Source organism: Microbulbifer maximicatervae (SeqCode), assembly GCF_056232625.1.
The window spans coordinates 116,835-140,279 of record NZ_CP174324.1; the positions used below are offsets into that span (position 1 = coordinate 116,835).

24 protein-coding genes are annotated in these 23,445 nt (G+C 50.1%); 20 read left to right on the forward strand and 4 right to left on the reverse strand.

All coding sequences use genetic code 11. The features are described from left to right. Window positions 1-227: 227 nt before the first annotated feature. On the forward strand, window positions 228-977 hold the full coding sequence (locus ACJJI6_RS00515) for a DsbC family protein (RefSeq protein WP_475709664.1): 750 nt from the start codon (window positions 228-230) through the stop codon (window positions 975-977). A 52-nt stretch (window positions 978-1,029) separates the two neighbouring features. On the opposite strand, the gene aspA is transcribed toward ACJJI6_RS00515, so the two are convergent. The 3 genes from aspA to ACJJI6_RS00530 form a co-directional block, all read right to left on the reverse strand. Beyond that, window positions 1,030-2,496 carry an aspartate ammonia-lyase gene (gene aspA, locus ACJJI6_RS00520; RefSeq protein WP_444933821.1) on the reverse strand — a complete coding sequence of 489 codons (1,467 nt, stop codon included), beginning with the start codon at window positions 2,494-2,496 and terminating at the stop codon, window positions 1,030-1,032. A 106-nt stretch (window positions 2,497-2,602) separates the two neighbouring features. After that, window positions 2,603-3,418 carry a helix-turn-helix domain-containing protein gene (locus ACJJI6_RS00525; RefSeq protein WP_413662803.1) on the reverse strand — a complete coding sequence of 272 codons (816 nt, stop codon included), beginning with the start codon at window positions 3,416-3,418 and terminating at the stop codon, window positions 2,603-2,605. A gap of 105 nt (window positions 3,419-3,523) precedes the next feature. After that, a complete protein-coding gene (locus ACJJI6_RS00530) occupies window positions 3,524-4,537 on the reverse strand; it encodes an asparaginase (protein ID WP_444914359.1) in 1,014 nt (337 codons plus the stop codon). A 404-nt stretch (window positions 4,538-4,941) separates the two neighbouring features. On the opposite strand from ACJJI6_RS00530, the gene ACJJI6_RS00535 reads away from it, so the two are divergent. From ACJJI6_RS00535 to ACJJI6_RS00620, 18 genes are all read left to right on the forward strand, one after another. After that, window positions 4,942-6,264, forward strand: a complete 1,323-nt coding sequence (locus ACJJI6_RS00535) for a homoserine dehydrogenase (RefSeq protein ID WP_444898218.1) — start codon at window positions 4,942-4,944, stop codon at window positions 6,262-6,264. An 86-nt stretch (window positions 6,265-6,350) separates the two neighbouring features. Then, window positions 6,351-7,751 (forward strand): threonine synthase, encoded by a 1,401-nt coding sequence (gene thrC / locus ACJJI6_RS00540; protein ID WP_475712170.1) that lies wholly within the window; start codon window positions 6,351-6,353, stop codon window positions 7,749-7,751. Window positions 7,752-7,844: 93 nt separating this feature from the next. Continuing rightward, the gene (recJ, locus tag ACJJI6_RS00545) at window positions 7,845-9,539 is read left to right on the forward strand and encodes a single-stranded-DNA-specific exonuclease RecJ (RefSeq protein WP_475713427.1); all 1,695 of its coding nucleotides are present in this window, start codon (window positions 7,845-7,847) and stop codon (window positions 9,537-9,539) included. 79 nt (window positions 9,540-9,618) lie between these two features. Beyond that, window positions 9,619-10,530, forward strand: coding sequence for a DMT family transporter (locus ACJJI6_RS00550; RefSeq protein WP_444893194.1), 912 nt, complete (start codon window positions 9,619-9,621; stop codon window positions 10,528-10,530). Window positions 10,531-10,538: 8 nt separating this feature from the next. Beyond that, a complete protein-coding gene (locus tag ACJJI6_RS00555; RefSeq protein ID WP_475712171.1) occupies window positions 10,539-11,165 on the forward strand; it encodes a LysE family translocator in 627 nt (208 codons plus the stop codon). A gap of 33 nt (window positions 11,166-11,198) precedes the next feature. Next, window positions 11,199-11,657 (forward strand): hypothetical protein, encoded by a 459-nt coding sequence (locus ACJJI6_RS00560; protein ID WP_475712172.1) that lies wholly within the window; start codon window positions 11,199-11,201, stop codon window positions 11,655-11,657. Between the two features lie 24 nt (window positions 11,658-11,681). Next, window positions 11,682-12,074: a MerR family transcriptional regulator gene (locus tag ACJJI6_RS00565; protein ID WP_445358737.1), complete on the forward strand. Its 393-nt coding sequence runs from the start codon at window positions 11,682-11,684 to the stop codon at window positions 12,072-12,074. 103 nt (window positions 12,075-12,177) lie between these two features. Further along, window positions 12,178-13,273 (forward strand): peptide chain release factor 2 gene (gene prfB, locus ACJJI6_RS00570; protein WP_413662795.1). Its coding sequence is split into 2 segments (ribosomal slippage): window positions 12,178-12,249 and window positions 12,251-13,273, totalling 1,095 coding nucleotides; the frame shifts between segments, so codons are not numbered across the junction. A 72-nt stretch (window positions 13,274-13,345) separates the two neighbouring features. Continuing rightward, window positions 13,346-14,830, forward strand: coding sequence for a lysine--tRNA ligase (gene lysS, locus ACJJI6_RS00575; RefSeq protein WP_444886817.1), 1,485 nt, complete (start codon window positions 13,346-13,348; stop codon window positions 14,828-14,830). Between the two features lie 151 nt (window positions 14,831-14,981). Next, the gene (locus tag ACJJI6_RS00580) at window positions 14,982-15,872 is read left to right on the forward strand and encodes a hypothetical protein (protein ID WP_475712173.1); all 891 of its coding nucleotides are present in this window, start codon (window positions 14,982-14,984) and stop codon (window positions 15,870-15,872) included. 730 nt (window positions 15,873-16,602) lie between these two features. Beyond that, a complete protein-coding gene (locus ACJJI6_RS00585) occupies window positions 16,603-16,941 on the forward strand; it encodes a DUF6547 family protein (protein ID WP_475712174.1) in 339 nt (112 codons plus the stop codon). A gap of 83 nt (window positions 16,942-17,024) precedes the next feature. Further along, window positions 17,025-17,513: a hypothetical protein gene (locus ACJJI6_RS00590; RefSeq protein WP_475712175.1), complete on the forward strand. Its 489-nt coding sequence runs from the start codon at window positions 17,025-17,027 to the stop codon at window positions 17,511-17,513. Between the two features lie 56 nt (window positions 17,514-17,569). After that, a complete protein-coding gene (locus ACJJI6_RS00595; RefSeq protein ID WP_475712176.1) occupies window positions 17,570-17,893 on the forward strand; it encodes a hypothetical protein in 324 nt (107 codons plus the stop codon). A gap of 90 nt (window positions 17,894-17,983) precedes the next feature. Next, window positions 17,984-18,172, forward strand: coding sequence for a hypothetical protein (locus ACJJI6_RS00600; protein ID WP_475712177.1), 189 nt, complete (start codon window positions 17,984-17,986; stop codon window positions 18,170-18,172). A 314-nt stretch (window positions 18,173-18,486) separates the two neighbouring features. Beyond that, window positions 18,487-18,924, forward strand: a complete 438-nt coding sequence (locus ACJJI6_RS00605) for a hypothetical protein (RefSeq protein WP_475712178.1) — start codon at window positions 18,487-18,489, stop codon at window positions 18,922-18,924. 68 nt (window positions 18,925-18,992) lie between these two features. After that, complete coding sequence (locus ACJJI6_RS00610; RefSeq protein WP_475712179.1) at window positions 18,993-19,613, forward strand: TrmH family RNA methyltransferase; 621 nt, start codon at window positions 18,993-18,995, stop codon at window positions 19,611-19,613. Window positions 19,614-19,814: 201 nt separating this feature from the next. Then, window positions 19,815-20,297 (forward strand): GNAT family N-acetyltransferase, encoded by a 483-nt coding sequence (locus tag ACJJI6_RS00615; protein WP_475712180.1) that lies wholly within the window; start codon window positions 19,815-19,817, stop codon window positions 20,295-20,297. Window positions 20,298-20,339: 42 nt separating this feature from the next. Then, on the forward strand, window positions 20,340-20,918 hold the full coding sequence (locus ACJJI6_RS00620) for a dienelactone hydrolase family protein (RefSeq protein ID WP_475712181.1): 579 nt from the start codon (window positions 20,340-20,342) through the stop codon (window positions 20,916-20,918). Window positions 20,919-21,076: 158 nt separating this feature from the next. On the opposite strand, the gene csrA is transcribed toward ACJJI6_RS00620, so the two are convergent. Beyond that, window positions 21,077-21,241, reverse strand: coding sequence for a carbon storage regulator CsrA (gene csrA / locus ACJJI6_RS00625; protein WP_475712182.1), 165 nt, complete (start codon window positions 21,239-21,241; stop codon window positions 21,077-21,079). Between the two features lie 728 nt (window positions 21,242-21,969). Here csrA and ltrA point away from each other — a divergent pair. Further along, window positions 21,970-23,268: a group II intron reverse transcriptase/maturase gene (gene ltrA, locus ACJJI6_RS00630; RefSeq protein ID WP_475711195.1), complete on the forward strand. Its 1,299-nt coding sequence runs from the start codon at window positions 21,970-21,972 to the stop codon at window positions 23,266-23,268. The last annotated feature ends 177 nt before the right edge of the window (window positions 23,269-23,445 follow it).

Genomic DNA, 23,445 nt, shown 5'->3' on the forward strand with positions numbered 1-23,445 from the left:
TCTGCTTGCCTTAACTGACATAAATGGACACGGGCTTGCCCTGGCGCGGGGATACAGTCAATTTCGCTAAAGCGCTCACGTCTTGCGGTGTTTTGCGTAGTCCAAGGTGACTGGATATGTTAAAACGTGCCAATTAGGTTCGCAGCGGCAAAGAGCTGCCATACTGGCTGGAACTGAAGGCCGATGATTAAGTCGAAGCCCAATGAGAATTTAAGGAGCAATTGGTAATGACGCTTATCAAGAAGCCGCTGGCAATCGCTGGCGCGCTACTCAGTCTGGTGGGCTCTGCAGCGTTGGCAGAAGTCGATACCAACGTTGTAAAAACCATCAAGACACGCCTTGAGGCGAGTAATCCCAAAGCAACCTATGGAGAGGTGCGGGAGAGTCCAATTGAGGGGCTTTACGAAGTGGATGTCGATGATGGCAACACGACCCTGTTCGTTTCTGCTGATGGTAATCACTTTGTTTACGGCGATCTCTATCAGGTGAAGGCTGGCGGTGTTGCCAACCTTTCCGAGCAGCGTAGAGCGACGCGCCGCGCTGCGGTTATGGGCGCCCTTGATACAGACGATATGATTGTCTTCTCCCCAAAAGGTGAAACCAAGGCAAGCGTTTATGTATTTACCGATGTGGATTGCGGTTACTGTCGCAAGCTGCACCAGGATGTGCCCGAGCTGAACAAGCGCGGTATCGAAGTGCGCTACCTGGCATTCCCGCGCGGTGGCCTGAATTCCCTGGGGTATCGCAAGCTGGCAACTGCATGGTGTGCGGAAGACAGCAACAAGACGCTGACTGCACTTAAGAACCGTGAAAATGTGCCTTTGGATGTCTGTAAGACAAACCCGGTGGCAGCTCAATACAAGCTGGGCAACGAGGCTATCGATGTGCGCGGTACGCCGACTATCGTGATGGAAGATGGTCGGGTTGTTCCCGGTTACTTACCACCGGATCGCCTGCTTAAAGAGCTGGGAATTTAAGCCCGGCTGATAGCTAAAAAACCGGCAGCCGAGAGGCCGCCGGTTTTTGTTTTCAAGCAGGGTTTTTAATTTCTACTTTTCTCGGCTGGGTCATATTCTCCGGCGCGAGGATATCGTTCAGTTCCTCCTCACTCAGTAACCCCTCATCAAGGATTAACTGCTTCACACTGGCACCGGTAATTAGTGCCTGCTTGGCGATGCGGGTGGCATTTTCATAGCCAATAAACGGGTTTACCGCAGTAATCAGGCCGATGCTGTTCTCAACCAGTTGCAGGCAGTGCTCTTCGTTGGCAGTGATGCCGCTCACACAACGATCCGCAAGCGTGGTCATGGCTTGGGTCATCAGGCGCATGGACTGTAGCAGGTTAAAGGCGATTACTGGCTCCATTACATTGAGCTGCAACTGGCCGGATTCAGCAGCCAGGGTAATCGTGAGGTCGTTGCCGATCACCTGGTAGGCAACCTGGTTAACCACTTCGGGAATAACCGGGTTGACCTTGCCGGGCATAATGGATGAGCCGGGTTGCATCGGCGGCAGGTTAATTTCATTGAGGCCAGCGCGAGGGCCGCTGGAAATCAGGCGTAAATCGCTGCAAATTTTCGAGATCTTAACGGCGATGCGTTTCATGACGCCGGAGAACATCACGAAGGCGCCCATGTCGGAAGTGGCTTCCACCAGGTTTTCTGCGCAGACAAAGTCGATGGCGGAAATCTCTGACAGCGCGTTAACAACCAGCTGGCGATATTCCGGGTCCGTATTAATGCCGGTGCCGATCGCGGTGCCCCCCATATTGATCTCTTTGAATAGAGCGACCAGCTCTTTAACTCTGTCGACATCTTCGCGCACAGTAGCGGCGAAGGCGGCAAACTCCTGGCCCAGAGTCATAGGTACCGCATCTTGCAGCTGGGTGCGCCCCATTTTAATTACTGAGGCAAACTCTTTGGCCTTCTTGTCGAACTCAACGCACAAGCTCTCCATGGACTGAACCAGGTCGCTGTAGCTGAGCAGAATGGCCAGGTTTATCGAGGTTGGATAAACATCATTGGTAGATTGCGACAGGTTTACATGGTTGTTTGGGTGTACTTTTTTGTACTCGGCTTTGTTGTGACCGAGTAATTCCAGCGCGCGGTTGGCAATCACCTCATTGGCATTCATATTGGTAGAAGTACCGGCGCCGCCCTGAATCATATCTACCAAAAATTGATCGTGCAGTTTGCCATCGATAATCTCGTCACAAGCAGTGGCAATGGCATCTTGCAGTTTGGGCTCCAGGTAGCCGAGCTGTCCATTGGCGCTGGCCGCAGCTTTTTTTACCATCGCCAGTGCTTTTACCAGATTGGGGAAGTGATTCAGGGTAATTCCGGTAATCTGGAAATTTTCCAAAGCGCGCAAAGTTTGAATGCCAAAATAGACATCGGCCGGTACTTCGCGCTCACCCAATAAGTCTTTCTCCAAGCGGGTTTCTGCACCTGCACTAAAAACCGGCATTGGTTTGAGTGTATGGAAATCGTTGGTCATCAGTTTCTCTTCTCTTCATCGTATGGGCCTGTGTGGGGTGGGGTAATATCCCCGCCTCCCGCAAGCCTCGTGTTGGGGTAATTTAGTAATTAATTGGAAAGTATTTTTAGAGTGGTGTCGCAAAGAAACTCTGCGGCCCCTCTGTAGAGGTTGCGCGAATATTCTCGCGGATGTTTTTGTTTATCTCTTCGGACTCAGGACCAAAAACACCACATAATTTCAGTGCGTTTTTAATGCTGATGTTGCGACCGAGAGATTCGAGAACTACTTTTGTGCAGACTGGCTCACGCCTGTCACTGGCGGATGCTCCCAGTTTTAATCCGGATAAATAGCTGACTCGGCTTTTATAGGTAGGGTATAAAATAGTTTGTGCGATTTCATTGTGAGTCAGTGATTCATAGCCAACCAAAAAAATACGATCGGCAAGAAAGAGCAGCATGCCTTTATAGCGGGATTTATACCACTCATCCCTGTCTGGGTAGCGCATTCGTTCGAAGCGCTGAAAATAATATCCATCACCATCCGACTCAATATGCAGCAGGCTGCGAATAATATGGTCGGAGAAGGTCATGGAGTAGTGGTACTCGAAATAGAAGCCTAAATATTTATCAGCCCGCCCCTGGGACTCCCGCATCAGAATATCAATATCGCGATTGTAGGGCCTGGCGGGGAGGCTGTCGGAGACGGGTGCGCTGCGCACGCGAACAATTTGGCTGAATTGCTCGTGGGGCATCACGATTTCATGGGGCTCTACGCCAAAAAAATGACATATCTTTCCCAGGGTGTATTGGGAGGGTTGAGTGTTACCGTTGAGATATTTATTGAACTGGGCACGATTCACCCCAATTCGCCGGCACACCTCGGCTATGGATGGGTAGAAGCTGCACAGAAGGCGGAGGTTTTGCGAAAAATCATTGCTCATCGGTATTTTGCTTCTGGATAGAGGTTATCCCTTCAATCCCTGTTAATCACTCGGTCCCTTTTTAAAGGCGAAGCCATATGGCTTCGCCAATAGTTACAGTTTTTATCAGTTGGGGTGATTGCACTCACCGCACAACGGGCGCTGTAATAGGGTTTTAATTTCCGTATCGGAATGGCCCATTGCCAATAGGTGGTTGAGCTTTACAAAACAGGCTTCGCTGGTCATATCCAGACCACCTATAACACCGGCATCAAGCAGTGCGGAGCCCGCAGCGTATTTACCCAGATCCACCTGGTGCTCCAAACACTGGGACACTGCTACACAAATAGTGCCGAGCTTTGAAGCCTTCTCAAGCTGCTCAGTAAATGCACTGTCGTCAGTCGGCGCATTGCCGGTGCCGTATGTTTCAATAATCAGGCCCTTGGGGCGGCTCTCTAAAATTTTCTCAATCAGTGAGGGGGATATACCGGGAAATAGTTTCAGTAAAATCACTCCGCCATTGGCATTGGTGGGAATCTGAAACTGCGGTTCACCGGTGGGCACCAGCAGGGCGTTGTGGTCGATATTGACCTGGATACCCACTTCCCCGAGACAGGGGTAATTGGGGCTGCTAAAAGCATCCAGTGATCCAGAACTGACCTTCACTGCACGGTTGCCGCGTAGAAGTTTGCCGTTGAAGTAGAGGCAAACCTCCCTGATATCGTCGGAGCCGCTTAATAATAGCGCCGCAATTAAGTTGTTATAGGCGTCGCTACGCATCTCCCGCAAGGGAATCTGGGAACCGGTGACGACCACGGGCTTTTCTATGCCTTGCAGGGCAAAGGACAGTGCTGAGGCGGTGTAGGCCATGGTGTCGGTGCCGTGCAACACCAAAAAGCCTGAGTACTGGCTATAGTTGTCGCGTATCAGGCTGGCAATGTGATACCAGTCCTTTGGTCGCATATTGGCGCTATCCAGCAGTGGGTCGAGTGCCTGGAAATCGTATTGTGGAAGCTGGCCGATAACATCTTGTAAGAGGCGGCCCAAAGCGCCTTCCAGGTCGGCGTCAGGCACATAGCCCGATTCGCTTCGGCGCATTCCCAGGGTTCCGCCTGTATAAAGGATTAGGGTTTTCTTCATTACTCGACCACTATCTGAGTCCGGATTCAGTACGCCCCTATTTTGTGCAAAGGCGCGGTGGATGCAATTTCGCAGGTTGCTGTTACCTGATGCTAGTAGATGCTTCTATAGCATCTACTGAGGACGCTGTTGGTTTCAAGAGGTGATTTTGGGTGACAGAAGTTTCGACTCTACTCTAGCCGGAAGCGGTGCCTTTATGGCGCAATTATATTGACTTTTTTACGTTCCGCTCGGTAAGGTTGATGATCTTTTGTCAATTTTATTTGCATTTATTGCGCGGCTTCCTGTGGTGGCACTTTCTATGTAATCGGGGGTAGATCCCGGTCTGGTTCGCTGCCCCTATAGTTGCGCGGAGGAACATTGTGAGCGCAACAGTGGAAGAGACTGCGGAGGCGGAGGCTCAGGTGGTTGTAAAAAAGGCACCCCGTGCCGTGCGGATCGGTATCTGTGGCCTGGGTACTGTCGGCAGTGGAACGGTGAATGTATTGGCGCGCAATGGGCGGGAAATTGCAGCCCGTTGCGGTCGCGCCCTGGTCATTGAGCAAATAGGTGCGCGCCGCGATAACGCACACTGTGATACCAGCCAGATAAACGTTACCCGGGAAATTTTCGATGTCGCCAATAATCCCAACGTGGATATTTTGGTGGAGCTTATCGGTGGTACTACGGTAGCCAAGGAGCTGGTGCGCACAGCGATTGAAAATGGCAAGCATGTTGTCACCGCTAACAAGGCGTTGATTGCCGAACACGGCAACGAGCTGTTTGAGCTGGCCGCAAAGCACAATGTCACCATTGCCTATGAGGCGGCGGTAGCTGGCGGTATTCCTATTATTAAATCCCTGCGCGAAGGTTTGGTGGGTAACCAGGTGCAGTGGCTCGCCGGAATTATTAATGGCACCGGCAATTACATCCTCACTGAGATGCGGGAAAAAGGGCGCAGTTTCGATGAAGCTCTGGCCCAAGCCCAAGCTTTAGGATATGCGGAAGCGGACCCCACTTTTGATGTGGAAGGTATCGATGCTGCTCACAAGCTGGTGATTATGGCTTCCCTGGCATTTGCTATGCCGCTCGCTTTTGACAAGGTGTACACCGAAGGCATCAGCCGGATCTGTAGTGAAGATATTCGCTACGCCGATGAGCTGGGATACCGTATCAAGCATCTGGGGATTGCGCGTCGCACTGACAAGGGCGTGGAGTTGCGGGTGCACCCGACTTTAATCCCCCAGCGCCGCCTGATCGCCAACGTAAACGGCGTTATGAATGCGGTGCTGGTCAGCGGCGATGCTGTGGGACCAACCCTGTATTACGGCGCTGGTGCGGGCGATGAAGCCACGGCATCGGCAGTGATCGCCGATCTTGTTGATGTGGCCCGCACTCTTGAGGCCAAGCCGGAGCACAGGGTGCCGGCAGCGGGTGTCGCCCTTGCGAACCAAGGGGGAACCCAGGTTCTGCCGGAAGAAGATGTTATTACCAGTTATTACCTGCGTATCGCCGCCCACGACAAGCCCGGTGTTATGTCTCAGGTGGCCACCATTTGCAGTGATCAGGGCATCAGCATCGAGGCTCTGATCCAGCACGAACCGGTTGAAGGTGAAGCACTTGTCCCGGTGGTGATTTTGACCAGTCGAGCTGATGAAGCCAGCCTCCGCCAAGCGGTTGCACAAATAGAGGCTTTGGAAACGGTCGAAGGTGAGGTCGTCAGGATTCGTGTCGAGAGCCTCGGATAAACCCCGCGGGCGCCGAGTGACATAACCCCGGGCTCGGTGCCCCAATCAATAAACTCCCCAGCCAGCGATAAGAGCCAAGAAATACTGTGAAATTTGTCAGCACACGCGGCAGCGCGCCGTCTCTCTCCTTCGCCGATACCGTACTAACAGGCCTTGCCAGCGATGGAGGCCTCTATGTTCCCGAGACTTTGCCGAAGTTTTCTCGCGAGGAAATTGCCTCTATGGCGGGGCTCGATTACGAGCAGCTGGCCTTTCGCATTATCCAGCCGTTTGTGGGGGATGATCTCAGTGATGAAGAGCTGAGCGGTATTATCGGACGCTCCTACAAGCACTTCCGCCACAAAGCTATTGCCCCGCTGGTGCAGACAGACACCAATGAGTGGGTGCTCGAGTTGTTTCATGGGCCCACCCTGGCATTCAAAGATTTTGCCTTGCAGTTCCTCGGTCAACTCTTTGATCACCTGCTGAAAAAGCGCGGTGAAAGAGTGGTGGTTATGGGAGCAACTTCTGGGGATACCGGTTCGGCCGCGATCGAAGGTTGCCGCCATTGCGACAATATCGATATTTTTATTCTGCACCCCCATAACCGTGTGTCTGAAGTCCAGCGACGCCAGATGACCACGGTGCAGTCGGGCAACGTATTTAATATCGCACTCGAAGGTAATTTTGACGATTGCCAGAATATGGTGAAAGCGAGTTTTGCCGATCAATCATTCCTGCCCGATGGACGCCGCCTGGTAGCGGTTAATTCCATTAACTGGGCGCGGATTATGGCGCAGATCGTCTATTACTTTTATGCCGCCCTGCGCCTGGGGGCGCCGGATAAAACCGTTAATTTCTCCGTACCCACCGGTAATTTTGGCGATATTTTTGCCGGTTACCTGGCGAGGCAGATGGGATTGCCTATCGACCAATTGGTAATTGCGACCAATGCCAACGATATTCTGCATCGTTGCATCAGCGGCAATGACCACACTCCCAAACCTCTGGTGCACAGCTTGTCTCCCAGTATGGATATTATGGTGTCGAGCAACTTTGAGCGATTGCTGTTTGATCTCTACGGTCGCGATGGCGCGACGGTTGCTGAATTGCTGGCGGATCGCAGCCAGCCCATGCATTTGAGTGAATCGGCCCTGGGCAAAGCGAGGGAAGTTTTCTCCTCCAGTCGGGTGGATGACAAGCGCACGGTTGAAGTGATTGGCGAGACCTTCAGCTCCTGCGAATATCTGCTCGATCCGCATACAGCTATCGGGGTTGAAGCCGTACGACAGGTACGTCACTCCACCGAGCAGCCCATGGTTTGCTTATCTACCGCACACCCGGCAAAATTCCCCGATGCCGTGGCCCAGGCCCTGCCAGAAAAAGAGATTCCCCTGCCGAGTCATATGCAGGATCTCTGGCAGCGGGAGGAGCGCTTCAAGGTATTGCCCAATAACTTGTCCCAAGTACACGACTATATGGCGACGATGCTGTCAGAAGGCAGTTAATCGGCACACTGTCGTGCAATAAGCGGCAACCGATTAGCTATTTGTTTGCTGAGAAATACATTGAGTACAAAAATTCAGCGACGGCCAGTGGATATGTCTACTGGCCGTTTTGCTTCTGAAACACCAAAAATATTGCAGCGTGTCCTGTTGGGGCGGGGGATTGTCAGCGAAGAAGCGCTGGATCACAGTCTCTCTCAATTACAGAGCCCGCAGAGTATGCGAGGGCTGGAGGCTGCCGTTGCCTTGCTGGTGGATGCTATCCACGGGCAAAAGAAAATCCTTATCGTGGGGGATTTCGATGCGGATGGAGCCACCAGCAGCACCTTGGGGGTGTTGGCCCTGGGTGCAATGGGCGCGCCGGGAGTGGAGTACCTGGTGCCGAACCGCTTTGACTTCGGCTACGGGCTGACTCCAGAAATTGTCGAGGTAGCCAAAGATTATCAGCCCGACCTGCTGATCACCGTAGATAACGGTATTAGCAGTATCGAGGGCGTGGCAGCGGCAAAAGCTGCTGGTATGAAAGTGATTGTGACGGATCACCACCTGCCCGGCAGTGAGCTGCCGCAGGCGGATGCCATCGTAAACCCGAACCAGCCGGACTGTGACTTTCCCAGCAAGAACCTCGCTGGGGTGGGGGTGATCTTTTATCTGCTCAGCCGTTTGCGCACGGCCCTACAGCAGAGTGGGTGGTTTGAGCAGAGCGGTATCGCCCCGCCCAATATGGCCGAATACCTGGATTTGGTCGCCTTGGGTACTGTGGCCGACCTGGTCCCGCTGGATCACAACAACCGGATTCTGGTTCACCAGGGCATCGCCCGTATCCGTGCCGGCCGCTGCCGGCCCGGTATTGCCGCCCTGATGGAGGTTGCCGGGCGCGACCAGCGCAGGCTCTCCACCACAGATATTGGTTTTATTTTGGGGCCGCGAATTAATGCGGCTGGTCGTCTCGACGATATCGGCACCGGTATCCGCTGCCTGCTCACCCGCGATCCCAGTGAAGCGCGGGAGCTGGCCGGCGAGCTGGACGCCCTGAACCGGGATCGCAAGGCGATCGAGCAGGGGATGCAGCGGGAGGCAATGGCGGCCCTGGATGAGTTGCGACTGGAGGGCGAAATTCCCTGGAGTTTGTGTCTGTACGATGCCAACTGGCATCAAGGTGTGGTGGGTATTTTGGCCAGCCGCATCAAAGAGAAATTCCACCGCCCGGTGATCGCATTTGCTGAGGGTGATAACGGCCTGGTGAAGGGCTCTGCGCGTTCGATTCCCGGGCTGCATATTCGCGATGCCCTGAGTGACGTAGCCGCCTCTCACCCGGACCTGATCAGCAAGTTCGGTGGCCACGCCATGGCGGCGGGGCTGAGCTTACCCCAGGAAAACCTGGAGGCTTTCCGTAAGGCTTTTGAGCAGGTGGTGCGCAACCGCCTGAATGAAAACCAGCTGCACGCGGTTATCGACTCTGACGGTGAGTTGGAATCTGGGGATTACACTTTGCACACGGCAGCCATGTTGCGCGCTTGTGCGCCCTGGGGACAGGCGTTTCCAGAGCCGGTATTCGACGGTGAATTCCTGTTGCTGCAACAGCGCATCGTCGGCGAGCGCCATTTAAAAATGGTGGTGGCGCCGCCCCAGGCGCCGCAACTGGAGCTGGATGCTATTGCTTTTAATGTGGACACCGAGCAGTGGCCGCAGCCCACGGAAAGAGTGCGCTTGGCTTTTAAGCTCGATGTTAATGAATTTCGCGGGCGGGAATCCCTGCAATTAATGGTGAGCCTGTTAGAAGCGGTATAGGGCGCACTTTGTATTTGGTTGTTGGGAAAAACACGGAGTTTTTTGCAACAGCTCCCAAGTTGTTTGGAAGTAAAAAGTAGTGAAACGTAAACAAGTCCAGGCCGAAGTCCTACTGTTATTAGCCGCTCTCTTCTGGGGCGTTGCCTTTGTGCCACAAAAGATTGCCATGGCGGATATTGAGCCGCTGGCATTTAACGCATGGCGTTTTATTCTCGGCGGTTTAATCCTTATCCCCATCGTTTACTGGTTGTCCTCCCGTCGTGATGCCCAGCCCGGTGAAGCCGAAGGGCAATCGGTGAATCACACCTGGCGGGCCTGCCTGCCCGGTGGCGCACTGTTGGGTTTTTGGCTGTTTCTAGGCGCGGCACTGCAACAGGTGAGCCTGCTGTATACCACTGCCGGCCGCGCTGGATTTATTACCGGTTTTTATTTACTGCTGGTGCCTGTAATCGGTTTGTCCCTGGGGCATAAAACCAATCGCTGGACCTGGATGGGAATTGGTCTCGCTTTGTTCGGTCTCTATTGGTTGGCGGACTTCAGTGAAGAATCCCAGCTGGTGGGCGACTTAATGGTATTTGCCAGTGCCTTTGTTTTTGCCATCCAGGTATTGACGGCAGATCGACTGGTAAAACGCTACGACGCTTTGCGACTCGCCTGTATCCAGTTCCTGGTGTGTGGCCTTTTGTCCGCCGTAGCTTCGCTATTTACCGAAGAGGCGACACTGCAATCGGCGATCGATGCGGCTTGGCCTATCGCCTATATGATGATTTTCTCCACGGCACTGGCGTTTACTTTCCAGCTCTTGGCCCAACGCTACGCCGCGCCTTCTCACGCTACTGTAATTATGAGTTTGGAGGCAGTTTTTGCCCTGGCGGCGGGCTGGCTATTCCTCAATGAAATGCTCAATACCACGGAGTTAATTGGCTGTGGTTTGATGCTGGCGGGGATGCTGGTCAGTCATTACGGCAACCACAGCGGTACTCACCACTAGGAATATCAATGGAATTATCGACACTGGCACTCTTTGTTCCCGCAAGCTTCTTTGCCTCGGTCACACCGGGGCTCTGCATGATGCTATCGCTCAGTCTGGGAATTACCCTGGGCGTGCGTCAGACTCTATGGATGATGGTGGGAGAGTTGATCGGTGTTGCGTCGGTGGCGATTACTTCTGCACTCGGTGCTGCGGTATTGATGGTTCAGTATCCGACTTTATTTCAGCTGTTCAAATACTGCGGGGCCGTCTATTTGGCCTGGATAGGCATGCAGATGTGGCGCTCCCGGGGGCAGCTGGCTCTGATGGATCAGGGTGATACGGTCGACGCTAGCCGACCATCGCGAAGAGCGCTGGCACTACAGGGTTTTGTTACAGCTGTGGCTAACCCCAAGGGCTGGGCGTTTTTTATTGCGTTATTACCGCCATTTATTAACGATACCAAACCTCTGATACCCCAGCTTTCAGTCTTGCTGGCGATATTGCTGCTTTTGGAGGCGTTGTGCCTGCTGATTTATGCCAGTGGCGGCCAGGCCCTGAGTCGATTGTTGGAGCGGTCTGAAAATGTGCGTTTGGTTAATCGGATTTCTGGTACTTTGATGCTATCGGTGGGAGCCTGGTTGGCGTTATCCTGACACGGCTATTTATCGCTTTATGGAGGATGTTCTGTGTTGAAAAAACGGTTGTCATTCTTATGGGTATGGGCCCTGATTATCTCAGTGGCGGCTTGCGGCCAGTCGAGGGAGGAGAAAGCGATGGAGAACGAGGTTGAGAACACACCCGGCGCGGCGGAGCCCGAAGTCGCACCCACGCCTCCTGCAGCGACTATGAGGCCAGGGGAAATGGTGTGGATTTACCGCGGCAGTGGCAGCAAGCAGTGCGAAGGGGGTGGTATGACCCTTCAGCAGAGCCAGGCCAAGTTGAGTGACAATGGGGTGAAGGTGCAGGAGTCCCGCTGTGGAGTCCGCACAGACCGGATGTATCCAGCCGTATGTGGCGCACCCACTGGAGATATCCTGATGCACCTGATCGGTATGGATGCCCTTGATGCCTCAATTGAGCTGGGATATAGCCCTGCGGAGAAAGTGCAGTATCAGTTTGCTGCCTGTCGGGACAACAGTGCCTGAGTTGAAACCTTAAGTGGGGTAATCGTGAATATTTCCCAGGCCGCAGAGAGTTCGGGCCTCAGTGCCAAGGCCCTGCGCCACTACGAAAATATTGGTCTGGTGGTGCCCGGTCGCTCCGCTAATGGCTATCGGGATTACTCCACTGCCGATGTCGAAACCCTCTGCTTCGTGCGCCGCGCGCGGGCCTGTGGCTTTACCACTGAGGAGGTCCGGGCGCTGCTGGGGTTGCGGGATAACCCGGAGCGCCACAGCCGCGAGACCAAAGACCTGGTCAATCACAAGCTCGGGCAGCTCGAAGAGCAGTTGCAGACCCTGCTGGGGATGCGCGCAACCTTGCGGGCCTTTGCCGATAGCTGCGCCGGCAATGAGTCCCCAGACTGCGCAATTCTGGAAAAGCTCTCGGGACAGACCGCCTAGTAGAGGATTTGCCGCCATATCAGCCTCTATCTGACTGGAAGGACCCCCGCGCGCTGCGGTAGAATGCGCGCCGCTTTTTATTTTGTCCGGACACCGAAAGTTCATGGAAATCAATCCCCTCATCAATCAATTAAAAGACCTCGAAGAGCGCACCGACGTTCTTAGGGGGTATCTTTGACTACGCCAGCAAGAAAGAACGCCTTACCGAAGTAGAGCTGGAGCTGGCCGAGCCGAGCGTTTGGGACGACCCCAGCCGCGCACAGGAACTGGGGCGCGAGCGCTCCTCCCTGGAAACGGTGGTTAATACCATCGAAAACCTCGACTCCGGCATCGCCGATTGCCGCGAGCTGCTGGAAATGGCAGTCGAGGAAAATGATGAGGACTCCGTAGGGGAGGTCTCCACTGAGATCGAAGGTCTCCAGCAGCAGCTGGGGATTCTGGAATTCCGCCGTATGTTCTCCGGCGAGAACGATGAGAACAACGCCTATCTGGATATCCAGGCCGGCTCCGGTGGTACCGAGGCCCAGGACTGGGCGGAAATGATCCTGCGCATGTACCTGCGCTGGGGTGAAGCCCACGGCTTCAAGACCACCCTGGAAGAGGTCTCCGCAGGGGAAGTAGCCGGTATCAAGAGTGCCACCGTGCATTTCGCCGGCGACCACGCCTTCGGATGGCTGCGCACAGAAACCGGTGTACACCGCCTGGTTCGCAAATCGCCATTTGATTCTGGCAACCGCCGTCACACTTCTTTCAGCTCGGTATTTGTGTCACCGGAAATCGATGACAATATCGAGATTGAAATCGACAAATCCCAGGTGCGTGAAGACACCTACCGCGCGTCCGGCGCCGGTGGTCAGCACGTGAACAAAACCGATTCTGCGGTGCGTTTGACCCACACAGAATCCGGTATCGTCGTGCAGTGCCAGAGCGAGCGCTCCCAGCACCAGAACCGCGATAAAGCCTGGAAAATGCTGCGCGCAAAAATGTACGAGCAGGAAATGCTCAAGCGCAACGCAGAGAAGCAGGCCATGGAAGACAGCAAGGCCGACATCGGTTGGGGCAGCCAGATCCGCTCTTACGTGTTGGACGACCAGCGTATCAAGGACCTGCGCACCAATGTCCAGACCAGCAACTGCCAGGCAGTACTGGACGGAGACCTGGACCAATTTATCGAAGCCAGCCTAAAAGCCGGCCTCTGATTTAAAGTCTCCACTCTCACCGCGCCCCTCGTCGATGAGGGGCAATATCAATCACAAAACTGATAGATCACCATGACTGATATCCAGCAAGACGAAAACAAACTGATCGCCGAGCGCCGCACCAAGCTTTCCGCTCTGCGCGAGAAGGGCAATGCTTTCCCCAACAGTTTTCGCCGCGAGAACCTCGCTGCCGACCTGCAAGCTGAGTTCGGCGATAAACAGAAAGAGGAGCTGGAAGAACTGGGTAAACGGGCGTGCGTAGCAGGGCGAATCCTGGCTAAACGCGGACCCTTTATGGTGATCCAGGATGTGTCTGACCGCATCCAGCTCTACGCCGATAAAGCGGCACAGAAAGATATTAAAGAGCGCTTCGGTGCCTGGGATATCGGCGATATCGTCGGCGTAAAAGGCACACTGCACAAATCCGGCAAGGGCGACCTCTACGTCAACTGTGAAGAGTACAGCCTGCTGACCAAAGCACTGCGCCCGCTGCCGGAAAAATTCCACGGCATCGCCGACCAGGAAATGCGTTATCGCCAGCGATACGTGGACCTGATCGCGACGCCGGAAGCCCGCGAAGTGTTCCGCGTGCGCTCCAAAGTGATCGAGTACATTCGCGACTTCCTCAACGGCCAGCAGTTTATGGAAGTGGAAACGCCCATGTTGCAGGTTATTCCCGGCGGTGCCAGCGCGCGTCCGTTCGTTACCCACCACAATGCGCTGGATATCGATATGTACCTGCGTATTGCCCCGGAGCTGTACCTGAAGCGTCTGGTCGTGGGTGGTTTTGAGCGGGTTTACGAGATCAACCGCAACTTCCGCAACGAGGGCCTATCCACGCGCCACAACCCCGAATTCACCATGCTTGAGTTCTACCAGGCGTACGCGGACTACAACGACCTGATGGACCTCACCGAGAAGATGCTGCGCGGTATCTGTGAAGATGTACTGGGCTCCACCACTGTGGAATACCAGGACAGCAGCTACGACTTCTCCAAGCCGTTCGCGCGTTTGTCTGTGTTCGACTCCATCCTGCACTACAACCCGGAACTGACTGCGGCCGATATCGACAATATCGAATCCGCCCGCGCGGTAGCTGAGAAGCTGGAAATCCCGCTGAAAGATAGCTGGGGCCTGGGTAAGGTACAGATCGAGATCTTCGAGAAGACTGTAGAACACCGTCTCGACCAGCCGACCTTTATCACTGAGTACCCAACCGAAGTGTCTCCGTTGGCTCGCCGTAACGATGACAATCCGTTTGTTACCGACCGCTTTGAATTCTTCGTAGGCGGCCGCGAGATTGCCAATGGTTTCTCCGAGTTGAACGACGCGGAAGATCAGGCTGAACGCTTCAAAGCCCAGGTTGCGGAGAAAGATGCCGGTGACGACGAAGCCATGCACTACGACGCCGACTATATCCGCGCGCTGGAATACGGCCTGCCGCCCACCGCTGGTGAGGGCATCGGTATCGACCGTCTGGTAATGCTGTTTACCAACTCTCCGTCGATTCGCGACGTACTGCTGTTCCCGCATATGCGCCCTGAAGCGAACGACTAATCGCTTCTCACTGCCGGGTAGTTTTACCTGCCCGGCAGTATTTCCTCCCCCTATGCCGCAGATTTCCTCACTCTGAAACTTCCCTCAGCTCTATCTATCCTTATTCATTGGTGCTCTATCGGGCCTCGAATGATTTGGAGCGGTTGCTGCTATGAAACAGGGACAGGCGAAAGAGAAAAGCGCAAGGCAAATATTGGCGCTAACGCTCTGTAGCTTTATCTCCTGTACCGCCGCTGCGCAAAGTTCGGAGCCTGCACCGGCTGCCAGCCTAACTTCCAAAGATCCCGATGACTGGCGCTTCCTCGCCACTCCCTATCTTTTCCTCCCGCTTCGCACTAAAGGGACTTCCACTGTCGCTGACACCAGTGTCGATATTGATCTGGATTTAAGTAAAACCCTGGAGCTCCTCAACGCTGCATTTTCTGTGCGCCTGGAAGCCTGGAAAGGGCGCTTTGGGGTAGTGGCGGATCTCTACTATGTGCACCTCAGATTGGACAAGGGAGCAACCATAACCCCACCGCGAAACCCACAGCTGGATATCGATGTAGATATTGATGTTGAGGTGGATGCTCGCCAGGGCTGGATAAATGCCCTAGCCGGTTACCGGATTTTAGAAGGGAATCTGGCTAATAGTGGGCGAAAGTACTTTGTAGATGTGGGAGCGGGTTTGCGCTGGAACCGATTAAAGCAGGAAGTGAAAGCACGAGCGGGAATTAATATAGGCCCCAGACCCGAATTCAGGAATCGCCTTGGAGGCAAACAGAGTTGGTGGGAACCTACGCTATCTGCGCGAGGTGCAATCGGAATTACTGAATGCCTAACCATTGCTGTACGCACGGAACTGGGAGGCTTTGGCGCTGGGGGTGATGACTTACAGTGGAATCTACTAGCCGGATTCGACTGGCGCGCCTGGAAAACCACCTCACTGCGTTTTGGGTATCAGTATTACAGTATTGATTATTCCGATCGACTCTCTGATGGGCGTTTTGCTTATGATATTACTCAACATGGGCCATATATAGCGGCGACTTGGCGGTGGTAGTTGAGCGAGTTCTATTTTTGATTAAAGCGTGTGGGTTCGCTCAATGATCTTCTTAGTGACCGTTATTTTTGAAGAGACTAAGATCTTTAGAGTAATAATCTTAAAATCAAAGAGTTGGTTATCTATCTGCAACATGTGATAGTGGTTATATTGATCATACTTTTTTATTTGGTTCGATGGTCTCGTTTATGTACATCTAATTGAAATGATAGTGAAAGGTAAATGTGAGCAGTTGATTTACATTTGAAATAGTAGTCAAGATAATAGTGGTTAGGGAGCTAACATATAAATAAAATGTACAATCATGACAAATAAAATCAAACGAAAATTACATATTGGAAATAGCATTTATTTCTGGGTGGCTAATCAAGAGAATCTTTTTTTTGTATCCATGCAAGGAATTCCATATTCGAGTACATCTCGCTAGAAACACCAAATCTCTATTGTATATAGATGCTAGTAGTTGGTACTTTACTCTGTCACCAAAGTCTGTAAGAGAGGCTGTAGGATTTGCATTGAGTTCAGGTTGGGAGCCAAAAATTGCAGGCAAAACAATGTATGTTTCAATTAATGAGAGCGGGTACTACACCTTGCCGCCGGGGCTAAAATATGACTTTGAGCGACAAGGCAATAGTGTATAACAAACGTAGGTACAGCGACGGCTTTTCCGCTTCGACTTTTCCTTTACTATAAACTCGCATGTGCTGCGGACGTAATGGCTAGTTAATTCATGAATAAAGGGTTAGGAAAATACAAAGAATTTATTGAGAAAGTGGTTTCTATAAAAGAATCAGCCACTTCTAAGTGGGTGGCGCTGGGTATCTACCCGGATACTAAAGAAAACGAGTACCGCAACGAGGTGCTTTCATCGTTATCTGAAGTCCAGCGAAATGAAATTGCTAAAATCGTACAAGAAGCTAAAGAGGCTGGGATACATGATCTTTTGGCATTTTTAAACCAGGAGTGCTCAGTTACTTACCAAGGCTCGGAATTACCATCTGAGCCCTTTGGTACTGAGTTAAACTACGATTTTATTGCCCGTTCGGAGGGTGATAAATGGCCAGAGTAAGTCTAGTCATAACAAAAAAGCGGCGGCACCTTATGCTTTATAGCAGCCGCTGCAAATGCAAGCGTTAAAGTTTTAAGATGGTTATGAAGTATTTTTTAGTATTTATTCCTTTAATATTGATTTCATGTACAACTTTTGTCGCAAAGCCAGATAAGTTATCTGAGACAGGAAGGGCGTCCGGCACATGGTCAGGTTACATTGAAAGATTTTCTACTAAAGTTCTTCCAAATGATACGGGTGAACCCATTTATCAGGTGGTAGTATTAAACTGTGGAGAGATTCCCGAATTATACATTAAGCTGAAAGAAGGTGGGCCGTTCCAGAAGTTTTATCAGGAATATGAAGTGCTGGAAAAATCTGGAAATTTGCTAATGAATATAATTCATGATGGCGGAGCTTGGGTTGAAAGTCAGACGTGGGGTATTGTTTTTATAAGTTCAAAGAAGGCTGATATCCAATGGAGCAGGATGGTTAGTAACATTAAAAAAGAATCAACAGCTTCTTTAAGAAGTTTTGGTGAAGTCGGTTACGGAAAAATGGAGAAAATTTCTGATAGCTGCGATAGTACATAATAAAAGATTCATGGCCTGTTATTGGGGTTGTAAGTTTGAAGCGAGTGGAGAATTTAATGATTAGAATGCTGTTTTTGGCTCTGGCTACAATTCTGTTAGTTGCCTGCGATGCTGTCGATGATATGAAAGGCATGTTTGAAAAACAGGAGCTTGCCCAAGCTGCCATTAAAGAAAAATACGGCTGGGACTCACAGCTCGGATTTAGTATTAACAATGGAGTATTAACTCAAGTTACTGTTGTTTTAGATGTCAATGACGTGCGCGGGGAAACTGTGAAGAACCTTGAAGTTATAACAAAAGAAGTCGTTTCCGAGGTATTTAAGAGCAAACCTAAGGCAATTTATATCCAAATAGCGAGTATTCCAAATAGTGGATCATAACATTGAAGTTATGTCGCCCTCAAAATAGATGGGCCGGCAACTCCAGCAGAAAACGCCTTCGGTCAAACATTTTAGGTTGCTAAGCATCATATGGGTATTATCGATCTGTATGATTTTATCTCAGGAGTTGCTAAAAGCCTCCTCGAACAAGAATCTAGAGAGCTGATTGATCTTTATGATTCAGTAGAAGAGCTTGGTCATAATGAGTGGAGTAATAGGATTGTGATATTCGCAAATGAAATGCTCCTAAAAGATATTGGCATACAGAAAAACTATTGAAATTAGAGGCTGAGATAGAGAGTGCCGATTTTTCCCAAGTTAAACCAAGCTGCCCGTTGTTGCTTTTCTTTATAGTGGTCATGTCGGTGTGCTATTTTAAAAAACAATGATTTATACGTCTTTGGTACAGGATGACTTATATTATGTTTTGCTGCGATCTGGTTTCCGGTTATTAAGGTGTTATGTTCAAGGGGGTAAAGTTGAGTATATTTAGAATTTCTTGGCTTCAAGTTATATTTGTGTCATTCATTGTAGCGTCTTGTACGTTTAAAGGAGATGGAATCTATACGAAGGATACAAGCTGGCTAATGTTCATGCCTGCCACATACCATAATGTCAGATTTGATAGTTTTGATATGAGCGAAGAGGGGCAAGAATATGAATTTATGAATATGTGCTCAGAGAACGTAGGGTTTCAATTTAAGGTTTATTGGTATTCAAAGGAGCCAAGGTATTGGGCTAATGAAAAAGCAGGGCTGGAAGTTTCGTTAATGAATATGGCTGGAGATTTTGTTTACCAAACAGTTTTTTTCGCGAATAAGGGAAAATATATAGGAGATAGTGGTATCGGAGATAGCTTGAAATCCTACAGTGAAGCAAGAGCTGGTAACAAAACAAATGACATTTTATTGGGCTCGTACCATAAACATACTCTCGGGTGCGATAAATACCGAATCAAGATTGCTAATCTAAGCCCGTACGAAAAGGGGTTGGTTAGTGCTCGTCTATACCTTGATTCAAGCTGGAAATAACGCCAGATGAAAATATTAGGATACACTACGAGCGGTGCGTGAATATGCATTTGAGTGTAGGGCTATGAATGAACAAATTATCTAAGGTCTTCGAGAATATGGAAGTTGATAAAAGTGATGCTCGAAAAAGAGCCGATGAAATTAAGCCTTATCGTTGTAAAAATCTGATAGCTGTTCTCGAGTGCCCGATGGATATGAAGAACATTGGAACAGTCATTAGAAACGTCAATGCATTAGGCGTTGAAAAAACGTATATTGTTGATCCTCGCAACCTAATACCCGATGACTGGCAGGAAATGAGAGAAAGGAGATCACTCTCAAAACCATCTGTCTCTGCGATCAAATGGAGCTTTGTAAAGCGTTTTGATAGTACCGAGGAATGCCTGAACCATTTGGCGAAAAACAGATTTATCTCGATTGTCACCTCTCCCCATGTAAAAGGAAAAGACAACTTTATATTGCATGAGGCTGATTACACTCAGCCAAAGCTGGCTGTTTGGTTTGGTAACGAATCTAGAGGTATAAGTGATCTTGCAGTCGAAAATAGCGCTTTCTGCGTATCCATCCCAATGTTTGGAATGATTGAAAGCCTGAACCTCGGAACAACTTCTGGAATTGTATTGTATGAAGTTACTAAGCAGCGCCGCGAATACCAGGAAAAGTACAAGAGAGCAAACCGTAGCGACTAATAAAGCGATGAAGTTGATGTCCTATTTTTGTGTTTTTTGCACGGTGACTGCATTCTTTTCCTCAAATAGATCAAGGAACTTTCCCTATTGAATAAGCGCTGACCCTTCGGTCGCAACTACTCTTGGGTAACTTACAAAGCAGGAAAAAACTGTTTCGTCTTTAAAACCACCCCAAAACGAGAGGGTCAAAGTTATTTTAATATGAGCAGAATAGACTTTAAGGAGCTAACTCAAGTGAAGCGAGATGAGCTGTTAGCTGTACTCAATGAGGATTCACTTAGGGAGCACTTAATTAAACATGAATATTTTGATGACCAAAGCCTTAATGAGTGGATCAAGTTTAAGTTAGAAGTAGACTCCCAGCCTGGGTGCCGTGTTCGACTAATTTACATCGGTGGAGTATTAGCTGGGTGGTGTGGTATTCAACCTGACGATAGCGGCTTTGAGATGGCTGTTGTCATATCTCAACAGTTTTGGGGTTCTGGACTCTCGGTATTCAAAACAATGATCGGTTGGGCTAAGGAGTTAGGGCATAAGGAAATAGTGTGTCATTTACTTGACAGTAGACCAGAATACAGAGCTTTGAAAAGAATATCCAAAACAGTACATAAAACTGAGCTGTTGGGCCGATGTTTTACGACATACTGTATCGAACTCGATAAATATGCACAGAGTAAACTATAACTGGTCGGTGTGCCGTTTCTTTCTTGTTACATGAAAAAAACTATGGCTTGGATTTTGGTTTCAGATATTTTTGGTCGGACAAAAGCGTTAGAGCGATTTGCAGCTGATCTTCCTGGTAGTGTAGAGATAGTTGATCCATATAATTCAGAATTGATGAATTTCGATTGTGAAGTTGAGGCGTATTCACACTTTACATCAAGGGTTGGGCCCGATAAATACGTTGAAAAATTATCAGAGAGAATCGGCGCATCATTTGGTCAAGTGAGTTTAGTAGGTTTTAGTATTGGCGCATCGGCCATATGGAGGTTATCTGATCATCAGGGTTTGAGTAATGTTTCAGGGGCAATTTTATTTTATAGTTCACAAATTCGCCATCACGTCAAAATTGACCCTATATTTCCTGCGCACTTGATATTCCCGGCGATGGAGACTCATTTTTCTGTATTAGAGATCATGCATACGTTGAAGCAGAAAGAGCAAGTGGAGGTTCATCATTCCACTTACCTTCATGGTTTTATGAATCCCCAATCCAGAAATTATAATGCAGAAGCATATGCTAAATATAAGCAGATAGTATGTAATACGCCTTTCAACGACCCCATCTATAAAAGTTTCAATTGAATGCAGTTCGTATTGGAGTTGACCACAACAGACAGTTGTTGTTGGTTAGTTTGTGCAAGTGTTTAGCTAACCGAGGCCTTTCTAAAAGTCATAAATTGATTGGAAGGCCGCTGGGAAGACCGGACACTTGCTTCTAAACGGCTTCGGTAGTTCACCATCTATTCCTTTTGGATGCGCCTATATATTTCTTCGCGATGAACAGATACGGATTTGGGGGCATGTATCCCCATCTTTACTTGATTGCCTTTGACCTCTAGTACCTTAACCGAAACTTTGGTGCCGATTCGTAGGTTTTCACCTATTCGGCGTTTCAATATCAACATATTCATTTCCTACTGATATAGGCTACAAGAAAGGATGTTCTCTTGGGTAAGTATTGAAAGAAGTGGCTAGAAGAGGGGGCGCACGAGAACGATAAGCATAGAAGAAGGAAAGGCGAGCGCAACGCTCCCAGAGCTTGGGGACACACCCCAAGCTACTGAATCTACTCCACTTTATTGAAGACGAGCGGGTATCTAGCGTATGATGCATATAGCCAGTGCGTCCTGAGTATTTTTTTTAATTTATTTTTTATAAATAAAAAAAATAAATAAATACGTGCTATCCAGGAGATGGAGGTCGGCCCTCCGTTATCGCTTTGCAGGAAGTGGTAACAAACCGCCTCAAGGTGATCGGAGTAAAGAGCTTTGGTTAGAAGCGCTTGAGGAAAAGGCGTACGAGATACGTCAGGTATGTTGTGTAGAGACGAATGCAAATGAACCGCTGATGAGGTGTCGAAAGCGGATTACCAAGATGATGTCAAAACCCGTGCACTGGCTAAGTGCGGGGATAAGCTTGGAGGTTACCTGTTTACCGACCAAGTGACATCCGGCATAAAGGCGGCGTGAACACACAACAGGCTTTTGGGTGGAACAGGAGAACCTGTCGTCCAGGTGTTAAGGAAGAGCGTCAAGTAGAGGCCCTACAAGACGTTGAGTACCAAGACTGGGCACAGGGGCGGAACAACCCGTAGTAGTGGAGAAGTGACTGTAATGGTCGTGGAGCGAAGGGGTTGTCGTATTCGGCGACTAACCGTGTAATCAACCCAGAGGGGGAGGAATTAACGATTAGCGCAAAGCCATTCAATATTCCCAAACGGGCGGTTTGGGAAGCGTGGAAGCAGATCAAGGCCAATGGAGGCGGTGCGGGGATTGACGGGATAACGATAGAGCAGTACGAATCGAATCTCGCCAGAAACCTGTACAAGCTGTGGAATAGAATGTCATCTGGCAGCTATTTTCCATCAGCCGTCAAACGAGTGGATATTCCGAAGCTCGATGGCAGCCTGCGACCACTGGGTATTCCCACAATCGAAGATCGCATTGCACAAATGGTGGCTAAGCAACTGCTGGAACCAGAATTGGAGAAGGTCTTTCACCCTGACTCCTACGGTTATCGACCAGGTAAGTCTGCTATAGACGCAGTGCGCCGAACTCGACAACGATGCTGGGATAGAATCTGGGTGGTTGATTTAGACATCAAAGGTTTCTTTGACAATATTAATCACGAACTCCTACTGAAGGCATTAGATAAACATAATGATCATCGGTGGGTCAGACTCTATGTGCAGCGCTGGTTGACGGCTCCGGTACAGCATCAGGATGGACAGTTTGAAGAGCGAACACAAGGCACTCCACAAGGGGGCGTAATCAGCCCACTGTTGGCGAACTTGTTTTTGCACTACGCGCTGGACGTCTGGATGGTAAGAACGCACAAAGAAATTCCTTTTGAGCGTTACGCTGATGATGCGGTTTACCATTGTCGTAATCCCCGGGAAGCAGATCGCTTACTGGCAGCGCTGAAGGCACGCCTGACTTCCTGCGGGCTTGAAGCTCATCCAGAGAAAACCCGCAAGGTTTATTGCAAGAACAGCAACCGCAAAGACAACCACCCTGTGATTCATTTTGACTTTCTGGGTTATCGATTTGGTCCCAGGAAAGCAAAGAATCGCCATGGACAAACCTTCACCGCCTTTGGTCCATCAATGAGCCCTAAAGCTTTCAAGAGGATCAAGGATAAGGTTAGGCAGTGGCGTGTGATTAACTGGGTGGATCGATCACTATCTGAAATGGCAAAGGTACTTAATCCCGCAATACAGGGTTGGCTGAACTATTATGGTCACTTTGGGCGGAGATATGGTGTTTATCGGCTACAGAAGTATCTTGATCAAACGCTGATGCGTTGGGCTAGGAAGAAGTTTAAGCATCTGAAGCGAAGCTGTTTCAAGAGTTGGGCCTTTATTGGTAAGGTTCGTCAACAAATGCGCGGCTTGTTTGCACACTGGAGAATGGGAAGATTGAAAATGTGCTGAATACGAAGAGCCGTATGAATTGAGAGGTTCACGTACGGTTCTGTGAGAGGTCGAAGGGGAAGTTCCTTTGGTCTACTCGACTTTTGATAGTGTCTGTATCAATTTGGTTAGCTGACCCTGGGTGTTGGTAGCACCTTGGGTCAGCGCCTTTTACTTATTCTTATATCTCGCTACCGT

Bases quoted from the DNA above. Each gene is read 5' to 3' on its own strand.
- ACJJI6_RS00515 (WP_475709664.1), top strand. From the start codon at position 228: ATGACGCTTATCAAGAAGCCGCTGGCAATCGCTGGCGCGCTACTCAGT.
- aspA (WP_444933821.1), bottom strand. From the start codon at position 2,496: ATGACCAACGATTTCCATACACTCAAACCAATGCCGGTTTTTAGTGCA.
- ACJJI6_RS00525 (WP_413662803.1), bottom strand. From the start codon at position 3,418: ATGAGCAATGATTTTTCGCAAAACCTCCGCCTTCTGTGCAGCTTCTAC.
- ACJJI6_RS00530 (WP_444914359.1), bottom strand. From the start codon at position 4,537: ATGAAGAAAACCCTAATCCTTTATACAGGCGGAACCCTGGGAATGCGC.
- recJ (WP_475713427.1), top strand. From the start codon at position 7,845: ATGTCTACTGGCCGTTTTGCTTCTGAAACACCAAAAATATTGCAGCGT.
- ACJJI6_RS00555 (WP_475712171.1), top strand. From the start codon at position 10,539: ATGGAATTATCGACACTGGCACTCTTTGTTCCCGCAAGCTTCTTTGCC.
- lysS (WP_444886817.1), top strand. From the start codon at position 13,346: ATGACTGATATCCAGCAAGACGAAAACAAACTGATCGCCGAGCGCCGC.
- ACJJI6_RS00580 (WP_475712173.1), top strand. From the start codon at position 14,982: ATGAAACAGGGACAGGCGAAAGAGAAAAGCGCAAGGCAAATATTGGCG.
- ACJJI6_RS00585 (WP_475712174.1), top strand. From the start codon at position 16,603: ATGAATAAAGGGTTAGGAAAATACAAAGAATTTATTGAGAAAGTGGTT.
- ACJJI6_RS00590 (WP_475712175.1), top strand. From the start codon at position 17,025: ATGAAGTATTTTTTAGTATTTATTCCTTTAATATTGATTTCATGTACA.
- ACJJI6_RS00595 (WP_475712176.1), top strand. From the start codon at position 17,570: ATGATTAGAATGCTGTTTTTGGCTCTGGCTACAATTCTGTTAGTTGCC.
- ACJJI6_RS00600 (WP_475712177.1), top strand. From the start codon at position 17,984: ATGGGTATTATCGATCTGTATGATTTTATCTCAGGAGTTGCTAAAAGC.
- ACJJI6_RS00605 (WP_475712178.1), top strand. From the start codon at position 18,487: ATGCCTGCCACATACCATAATGTCAGATTTGATAGTTTTGATATGAGC.
- ACJJI6_RS00610 (WP_475712179.1), top strand. From the start codon at position 18,993: ATGAACAAATTATCTAAGGTCTTCGAGAATATGGAAGTTGATAAAAGT.
- ACJJI6_RS00615 (WP_475712180.1), top strand. From the start codon at position 19,815: ATGAGCAGAATAGACTTTAAGGAGCTAACTCAAGTGAAGCGAGATGAG.
- ACJJI6_RS00620 (WP_475712181.1), top strand. From the start codon at position 20,340: ATGGCTTGGATTTTGGTTTCAGATATTTTTGGTCGGACAAAAGCGTTA.
- csrA (WP_475712182.1), bottom strand. From the start codon at position 21,241: ATGTTGATATTGAAACGCCGAATAGGTGAAAACCTACGAATCGGCACC.